We start from the raw sequence: 8,084 nt of genomic DNA on the forward strand, positions 1-8,084 counted from the left end.
GTCAATAAAAAACAGCATCCCATTAGAAGCGGATGCTGTTTAATCTGTGATTTCAATTATTTATTTGGCTTGTTGAAATCGACGGTGTCGTTCAGTTCACCGTCATTATCATCTACGGAATCTTTGCTCGTCAGTTTCTGCGCAAACTTCTTCACGGTTTTCAGCGTATTGCCCGACTCCCAATATTCTGCAGTTTCCGGCGTCACTTTGATCAGCACGACGTTCGGGTCGTCGTAGCTGGTCTCCAGCATTTTATCGAAGATCGGGTTCCAATATTTCTTCTTGCGCTCCAGGTCTTCCATAAATTCAGCCGTGCCACTGACGGAGACGTAGGATTTTCCGGCATATGCCAAATTGACTGTCGGGTTCGATGCAATCTCATCGTATTTATCCGTGTCTTTCAAGGTAACGAACCATAAATCGCCATCGAACTCGGTCTCCTGCGTTTGCATTGGGCGCGACACGGGCTTCCCATCCACGACTGTCGTCATCATCGTGACCTTGATATCCTTGATGAGATCTTTGACCGTTTCTACTGCTTCTTCATGTGTATGCTGTTGTGCCATCTTCTTTCTCCTCCATTCAACTAGTAACCTGCGATTAATTAAGTACAGTCACTTAGTTTCCCGCAATGAATTGTCGCTAAACTTTGGAAGAAATCCCTGAAAAAGTATGCGTTTTATCCAGTCATAAACATGCCGAGATTTACGCATTCGCCTTTCTTGCTTTCCATTTTCCCAGCACCGCTTGTTCCTTATCGTCATCAAGCCCTGCTTTACGCTCCAAAACTTCTTGTCTGAGCTCCCATTCACGGGTATCACGGATTGTTTCCGAAAGTGGGCGGAACGTGAGCCCTTTCCCAAGCGCTTTATCGATATCAAGCGACAGGAAGCCTTCCATCTGCTCGCTATCCGGTATCCATAAAGGCAACTCCATCCAATAGCCGACCTCATTTTCAAGGAGAAACGCTTCATCCACCCACACGAATTTCGCATCGCTCTTCAATGCTCTTTTGCATTCGTCCAAAAAGGCTTCCATCGTCAAGGGCGATTCGGGCCCTACTGCATTGAAAACGCCATTGTTCTGTTGTTCGACCATGCGGATGATCCATTCCGCCAAATCCCGGACGTCGATAAATTGGATGCGTTTATCTTTACGGCCGGGCGCTAGAACTTTACCGCCCTTCGCCACGCGATTGACCCAATAGCTAAAGCGTCCTGTGAAATCATATGGCCCGACAATCAGCCCCGGGCGGACGATGAGGCTGCGTCCGCGATATTGCTGCTCCACTTCCTGCTCGCATAAGAATTTCAGCTCGCCGTAGTATTCATTGGCAGGCGGATTGGTCATCCCTTTCGTCATCTCTTCCGCATCCGGCAGAGACATCTGGCCGACGGGATGATCCTCGTCGATTCCTGGGCTTTCCAATTCATCGTAGACGGACGCACTGGAAATGAAGGTGTAATGCCCTGCGCGTTCTGCAAGGAGCTTCGCCGATTCACGGACTACGCGCGGCACAAAGCCGCATGTATCGATGACCGCATCCCATTCGCCTTCTTCGAGCGCCGATAAGTCGCTTCCACGGTCGCCGAGCAATTTCTCCACTTCTGGAAAAAGTTCCGGATTTTCTTTTCCACGGTTGAACAGTGTGACTTCGTGCCCCTGCTTTAGCGCCGACTCCGTTAGAAAGCGCCCCAAAAACCGGGTGCCGCCGAGAATCAATATTTTCATTATGTTTCCTCCTGCCGTGGTTTTTCATTGCCCGTATGCGCTGAAACCCTCTTTTCAAGCATATTCGCTAAGGAACTTTTAAAGTCCTTCTTGCCCGCAGTTGATATTAGTTAGCACAACTTTATTTAATTTGAATATTCTAATAACTTATTGCAATTTAGCTTCATTTCCTATATAATAGCAGTGCTTAATTTATCGAAAAACGAAGTCATTCTATTTCCTATCGTTGCGCATTAACCAAATCCGGTTTGACGAATTGGCGATTGTTTTAGCATCAGTTGTGATCGGCAAAGAGATTTCCCGCATCGTTTTAACATCTATGAGGCGAAGAACGATTCGAACCTCATTTCCCGTACCCGGAGCACGAACGAGGAGGAACATGGTATGTGGAATATCAAAAAAAGCGTCTATATCGACCGGCCGATTGATGAAGTTTACCACTACGCAATCAACCCGAGCGATTGGTTCCAATGGTACGTCGGCCTTTCGGAACCCGAAAACCTGGTTGGCCAAGGAGAGACCGGCACGACCATGGACATGAAATACACGATGCTCGGAATGCATTTGCCGGTTGAAGTTGAAGTCGTGGAAACGGGCAAAGATGGCAATGGATACTCATGGAGAGGCACCGTCAAAGGAGCGATCACATCCGATCAATTCTGGACCTATATCCCGGAAGGACAGGGCGTCGAAATCTCTTTGGATATGAATTATGAACTGCCTGGTAAATTGGTGGGCAAAGTCGCCAATAAACTCATCATCCAAAAACTGATGAACAATTCCATGGAGCAAACCTTGAACAATTTAAAAGCCGTCTGCGAAACGTCCGCCACTTACAGTATGAATGCGGACTGAAACCCCGTTTCGCCGATCCGCCAACTGATCTTGGCATTCGCCAATTTAAAACAGCTGCCCATTGGGATGGGAAATCCATCCGGGCAGCTGTTTTTTCGTGTCTGCAACATTGACTTGCATCCGCAGCGTTTCAATTATTAGTTCTTGACCTTTTGTTCAGCGACTAACTCGGCCTGGACGATATATCGATCCGGAGCATAGCCGATAAAGTCGAAAGGATAGCAAGTCGTCAAAGTCAGAGTGGATTCCTCTTTTTCCACAATGACTGTCCGATCGTCTTCGTGCGTAATCCACGTATCCGTGACCTCGTAGATAAAAATTTCATCGTCATATTGCACATGAAGCAAATCGGCCTTTTCAAGTTCACCTAATCTAGTAAAGACCGTATCCCGATGGCCGCTTAGAACAGTATGGCCATAACAACGCCTTGAGTCAAGGTGGAAGGATCCGTCCCCCAATAGATAGAATATTTCTGTTCGATCTTCGGAATGAGCAGTGTCGCGATATTCGCTCCTGCCTCTTCTTGAATATCGCTTGTCAAAACGGGAGTCGGCTCTTCAATGGAAGGCGGTGTAAAGATCATTTCTTTTTCCAGTGTCTGAGCTACTTCCGCCACTTCGTCCGCTTCTTCCTCAGTGAAGTCCTGCGCTGCTGTATGGCCGATATTCCATTCCAAGAAATTCACTATGACAATACTTAAACCAATAAACAGGAGCACCAAGCCCAACCAACGCTTCATCTAGCATCACCTCGCAATAAAGAGGCTGCCCCAAAAGGTCATGGTCATGACTTTCAAGGACAGTCCTTTTTTAGATTCGGATAAAGCGGCGGATATCCAATCCCGCTGCTCTTTCATATGAGTGCTTATCAGACAGCCTATTGCTGATCGGCTGTTTGGTTCTTTCTACGGAATAAGAGCAATGATCCTGCCCCGGCAATTCCAGCGCCGAATAGCATCATAAGAGGTCCGTTCGAAGCAGTATCCGGCAAAGCTGCGCCTTCCTCTTCCTCTTCCTCTTCTACAGCTTCTTCCTGATCACCAGAAGCTTCGTCATCAGATCCGGCAGCTTCTTGGCTCGCTACATAATCATCGTATTCTGACTGGCTGACTTCACAAGCGAGTCCGTCATTATCACGGTCGAGGTCGTGCGGGTCGTTTTCTGCACTATACCCGTTCGTGTACCAAAATTCCATCACTTCTTCGTGATTCGCAAAATCACCACAGTCTTTATCGACATGTTCATCGGCAGCTACGTTTAGAGAAGCCCCCATCACTAAAAATGATCCCATAAAAATTCCAGCAATTCCTTTTTTCATATTATTCTCCTTCCATTTCCTTTATTTTCTTGCTACAACAAATAATAGTCTGAATTAAAAAATAATTCAATGTAATTTTCGGTATTTTTGTCATAATCCTCATAAAGACATCAAAAGTCCTGTCTCCCGTTAATTTTTTCCAAAATTTTCATTTCCACAGTTAAAAAGCCCTCCAAGCAATCCGGAAGGCTTTCACTCTTTATATTTTTTATAAATCAAGCTGAAATCATGCTCCCACTGAACACCGTCTGCTGATTGTTCCCAGGAGCTTTCGATAAGATTTCCTGTTTCATTCACTATGCCATTGAACCGTTGATGGAAATCGAGCGGTGAGAAGTCGGGTGTCGTCCGCCACAACTTCCAGTTCCCTTCTTCAAAACTCATTTCATACAAACGAGTCACCCCGCGCGAATCGAAATAATGCTGCATGTACTGTCCCTTTGCATCGTCCCAATCGTAGATGATTATGCTGCTCGGAAATTCAGGCTTGTTGATTTGCGTGCGCTGAATAATATAGCGCTCGTCCAGCCATTCGAAATTTGCCTCTCCGGTAATCGGCCGTGGTTGAAGCTGTGGGTGAGACACTTCGATCGCCCAAGTCCCGATAAAGAAATCCAAGCGGTTCATCATTTCTGTTCGTGTCGATCGAGCCATTGGACAAACACCTCCCTCCTTGCAATGTCTTCACACCGTTTATTGCTTGATCCGCGTAAAGAAAATAAACCCGATGACTGCCAGCAGGCGAAGCTTGTCCTTATCTGCCGTCCCGTCCGCCAACTCGACAATGTCATTATGCGTATCCCTGAAGAGATGCGTATATTCATGTGGAAATATGCCATTATAAAAGTAAGCTAAACGCCGTCCCTGTTGGTCATTCCAACTGAAACTGCCGGAGAATCCGGATGCTTTAATGGACAGCAGCTCTTCTTCCTCTTCGTCATACAATACCCCTTTGATATTGAACAACGCTTTTAATTCTTCTTGCATATACGTACCGATTTTTTCCTGGCTGCTATTGAAAATTTCAATTTTTGACTGCTTCAGCCATCCCGTTTTCCGGAACGTAATTTGGCTCGCGCCCTCGTTGCTTACCAGTTGATAATTCATTGGAAACAAGCTAATTAGCGAAGAAGCAAAAAATAGGAACGGATACACCCACCAGGAAGTTTTCGCGATTTCGACACTTCCGACATACTGACCGCTTTTTTCGAATAGTAAAAGCCTCGGGATAAGCGCTGCATCTTTCTTGATGACAATGTCTTTAAGCTCCAGCAGCTGCTTTTCGGATCGTGGAATTTGAATGTCTTTCACTTTTTTATAATGTGCGCGGCTGATCAATACGACCGCTATGCTCAAACCAATCGGGATCAGGAAAGGCAGCAGTTCAATCCATTCCGTAGACTGCGCCACAACCAACGTTCCGCCCAATAATAAATAAGCGAGTTTTTCACGCTTTTTATACATTTCTGCAAGCATGGTGTTCCTCCTTCATTACTTAGGGGATGATTCTTCTGACTGAATTTCCCCCACCGAAAAATTTATTGCCAGGCCATTTTAACATACTATAATTTTCCATTCAGCGTATGTCGAACAAGAATCTGATCGTATGGACGTCTTTCGAATGGCCCATTCATTTTTATAGCCCCTCTTTCCGACATATGCCATACTAATATCAATAATAGATAGGGGGAATTCAAATGGCAGAATTGAACGCAATGATGGGCTGGACCTTCCTGCAGGAAATTGATGTACCGGACTCGGTCAAAGACTTGCTGGTAGACGGCGAACAAGCGAAAATCGCCTATAAAACCGTGCGCGATACCGCTGTCGTGACAAACAAGCGCATCATCATTTCTGACAAGCAAGGCTTGACCGGCAAAAAAGTCGAAGTTTACACTATCCCATTCGCATCAATCAATATGTACTCGACTGAAAACGCCGGTACCTTCGATGCCAACGCCGAAATACAACTTTGGACAAGAGCCGGAAACTTCAAACTGAACTTGAATAAGAAAGTCGATATCCGCAAGCTGGATAAGATTATTGCGGAAGCGATTCTGTAACTTTCAACTGGGCTATACCTACACGTCTCACGGGCGGATAGGTGTAGCTTTTTTATCTCCCTCGGAAAGGATCCGTACTTTCACAATTCTTTACACTGCATTTACCGCAGCTTAGCAGCCGTTTGAGATACTGGTGTTATTAAATGCAGAAGGAGTTGTTGAACAGAATGAAAATTGCAGTGATTGGAGATTTGCATTTTCCTTCGGTAAAAGAGAACTATGCTTTTATTCGGGAAGATCGGCAGTCATTTTTTGAGTCCTTCATGGAACAGTTTTTCTCGATTCCGGCAGACTTATATGTCTCTATTGGTGATTTGACGAATTTTGGTTCAGCTGACGAATTAGAAGATATATATGGCATGATCCGCCAGTATCAAAAACCATTTGTGCATGTGCTCGGCAACCATGACGTCTATGCCATGACACGGAAAAATGTCCTCCACATCACACAGCAAGAGCGTTTTCATACCATTTCAACAGAACATGCAACATTGGCATTTCTAGATACCGCCCAAGAACAAAACTACGAAGACTGGGGCGGAACACTGGACCTTGTGCAACAACAATGGCTTGAAAATGTCGTTCAAGAGTCTGGGGATCTCCCACTCATCGTCTTCGGCCACCATCCTGTCCATGGAACCACCAAAAATTCTGAAAAAGAAAAACGTTGCATTGCCCCAGATATTCCGATGTGGGAATTGCTAAAACCAAAGCAACGTGCTGGACTGTACGTAAATGGCCATAACCATTACAACTCCATCGCGGCACGAGAACAGTGGACATTTCTCCAAATAGCGGCGGTTTTGGACGAACAGGCTGTCCGGATCATTGACGTGTCCGATTCATTAATTGCCATCGATTATATTCCTTTAATGGATCCCAAATTAAAATCGGCCGCCCAAACCATCGGTACAGCCATCGATCACTTTCAACTGAAGCCCCACCCTCTCGGCACCCAGGCCGATGTGAAATACACGATTCCGCTTTCCGCTTCATCACCGATCGCTACTGGCCTGGATTTAAACGATATAAAAAAGTTGACGACAAAATAACGTCTGATTTTAATTTTAAATAATTGCCTTACCAGCTGTCTCCCTTTTCTACATAATGGGAGCCAGCTTTTTTATGTTTATATGTAGTGATTTGCGTAAAGAAAAAATAATTTTCAATTAATTATCTCCAGTACCTTGCATTGAACAATACTAGATGATATATTATTCATTAATCACTACTGTTTATAAAACACTAGCTGTGAAAGGAGGAAATCCCATTGAACATCCAGTTTAAAAAAGGCGTATTGAATTTATGTGTGCTGGTGCTGTTGGATAAACAAGACCGCTACGGCTATGAACTCGTCCAGAAAATCTCAAGCCGCATCGCGATCTCGGAAGGCGCCGTCTATCCCCTGCTCCGGCGGCTCACCAAGGAAGGCTATTTCACCACTTACTTGCAGGAATCAAGCGAAGGTCCGCCGCGGAAATATTACTCGCTCACCGAACTTGGCCGGACGTATTTACAGGAACAGCTCGAAGAATGGAAAAGTTTTACGGATGGGGTCAACCAACTAATTGAAGAGGGTGTGCAAAATGACTGAAAACCAATTTTTGCAAGAACTTGAAACAGCGTTGAAACGATTGCCGAAAGAAGAACAAAACGACATTCTCCAAGACATCCGCGAGTATTTCGCAAACGGCCAGGCAGATGGCAAAACCGATAGCGAAATCGCCGATGAACTCGGCTCGCCGCAGGAAATTGCCGATGAACTGATCAAGTCGTTTGATTTCAACCAAAGCGATATCAGCGCGGCGGCGAATGAACTGACAGAAGACAAATTCGATCAAGTAGATATCCAGATCGATAACGGCATACTTACCATCGGCCCTTCGGAAGACGGCAAGATGTATGCAGACATTACTGATAAAAGTTACCGCCAGCAGTTTTCTGTTGATATCCTCAACCGGACGCTCGTCATCACCTTGAAAGAAGAGCCGAGAAAATGGGGCATCTTCAGCTTTACCGCCAGCATGAAATCGCCGAAGCTAGACGTCCGCTTGCCGAAGAAATTGTATGACAAAATCCAAATCGATTCCGATCACGGCATGATCACTGGCGAGCGCC

The 8,084-nt window shown here is 45.5% G+C and carries 10 protein-coding genes and 1 pseudogene; 5 read left to right on the forward strand and 6 right to left on the reverse strand.

Annotated elements, in window-relative coordinates; translation table 11 throughout:
- Positions 1–56: 56 nt before the first annotated feature.
- Together ON064_RS05260 and ON064_RS05265 are read right to left on the reverse strand one after the other, a co-directional pair.
- Positions 57–566: a pyridoxamine 5'-phosphate oxidase family protein gene (locus ON064_RS05260; RefSeq protein WP_274623931.1), complete on the reverse strand. Its 510-nt coding sequence runs from the start codon at positions 564–566 to the stop codon at positions 57–59.
- 139 nt (positions 567–705) lie between these two features.
- The gene (locus ON064_RS05265; RefSeq protein WP_274623932.1) at positions 706–1,731 is read right to left on the reverse strand and encodes an SDR family oxidoreductase; all 1,026 of its coding nucleotides are present in this window, start codon (positions 1,729–1,731) and stop codon (positions 706–708) included.
- A 384-nt stretch (positions 1,732–2,115) separates the two neighbouring features.
- Here ON064_RS05265 and ON064_RS05270 point away from each other — a divergent pair, with 384 nt between their 5' ends.
- Positions 2,116–2,586: an SRPBCC family protein gene (locus ON064_RS05270; protein WP_274623933.1), complete on the forward strand. Its 471-nt coding sequence runs from the start codon at positions 2,116–2,118 to the stop codon at positions 2,584–2,586.
- Positions 2,587–2,723: 137 nt separating this feature from the next.
- Here the strand turns inward: ON064_RS05270 and ON064_RS05275 are convergent.
- The 4 genes and pseudogenes from ON064_RS05275 to ON064_RS05290 all read right to left on the reverse strand — a co-directional run bounded on the left by ON064_RS05275 (position 2,724) and on the right by ON064_RS05290 (position 5,379).
- A pseudogene (locus ON064_RS05275) lies at positions 2,724–3,325 on the reverse strand (sortase).
- Between the two features lie 137 nt (positions 3,326–3,462).
- Positions 3,463–3,903 carry an LPXTG cell wall anchor domain-containing protein gene (locus ON064_RS05280; protein ID WP_274623934.1) on the reverse strand — a complete coding sequence of 147 codons (441 nt, stop codon included), beginning with the start codon at positions 3,901–3,903 and terminating at the stop codon, positions 3,463–3,465.
- Between the two features lie 192 nt (positions 3,904–4,095).
- Positions 4,096–4,557, reverse strand: a complete 462-nt coding sequence (locus ON064_RS05285; protein WP_274623935.1) for a hypothetical protein — start codon at positions 4,555–4,557, stop codon at positions 4,096–4,098.
- A gap of 39 nt (positions 4,558–4,596) precedes the next feature.
- Complete coding sequence (locus tag ON064_RS05290) at positions 4,597–5,379, reverse strand: hypothetical protein (protein ID WP_274623936.1); 783 nt, start codon at positions 5,377–5,379, stop codon at positions 4,597–4,599.
- Positions 5,380–5,600: 221 nt separating this feature from the next.
- Between ON064_RS05290 and ON064_RS05295 the strand changes: the two genes are divergently transcribed.
- From ON064_RS05295 to ON064_RS05310, 4 genes are all read left to right on the forward strand, one after another.
- Positions 5,601–5,966, forward strand: a complete 366-nt coding sequence (locus tag ON064_RS05295; protein ID WP_274623937.1) for a PH domain-containing protein — start codon at positions 5,601–5,603, stop codon at positions 5,964–5,966.
- Positions 5,967–6,133: 167 nt separating this feature from the next.
- Positions 6,134–7,018, forward strand: a complete 885-nt coding sequence (locus ON064_RS05300; protein ID WP_274623938.1) for a metallophosphoesterase family protein — start codon at positions 6,134–6,136, stop codon at positions 7,016–7,018.
- A 218-nt stretch (positions 7,019–7,236) separates the two neighbouring features.
- Positions 7,237–7,560 (forward strand): PadR family transcriptional regulator, encoded by a 324-nt coding sequence (locus ON064_RS05305; RefSeq protein ID WP_058381572.1) that lies wholly within the window; start codon positions 7,237–7,239, stop codon positions 7,558–7,560.
- Positions 7,553–8,084: HAAS signaling domain-containing protein (locus tag ON064_RS05310; protein WP_274623939.1), on the forward strand; the 532-nt coding region annotated here is incomplete at its 3' end. The genes ON064_RS05305 and ON064_RS05310, both read left to right, overlap by 8 nt.

The organism is Planococcus sp. A6 (assembly GCF_028823615.1).
In the GTDB taxonomy this organism is placed as follows: Bacteria; Bacillota; Bacilli; order Bacillales_A; family Planococcaceae; genus Planococcus.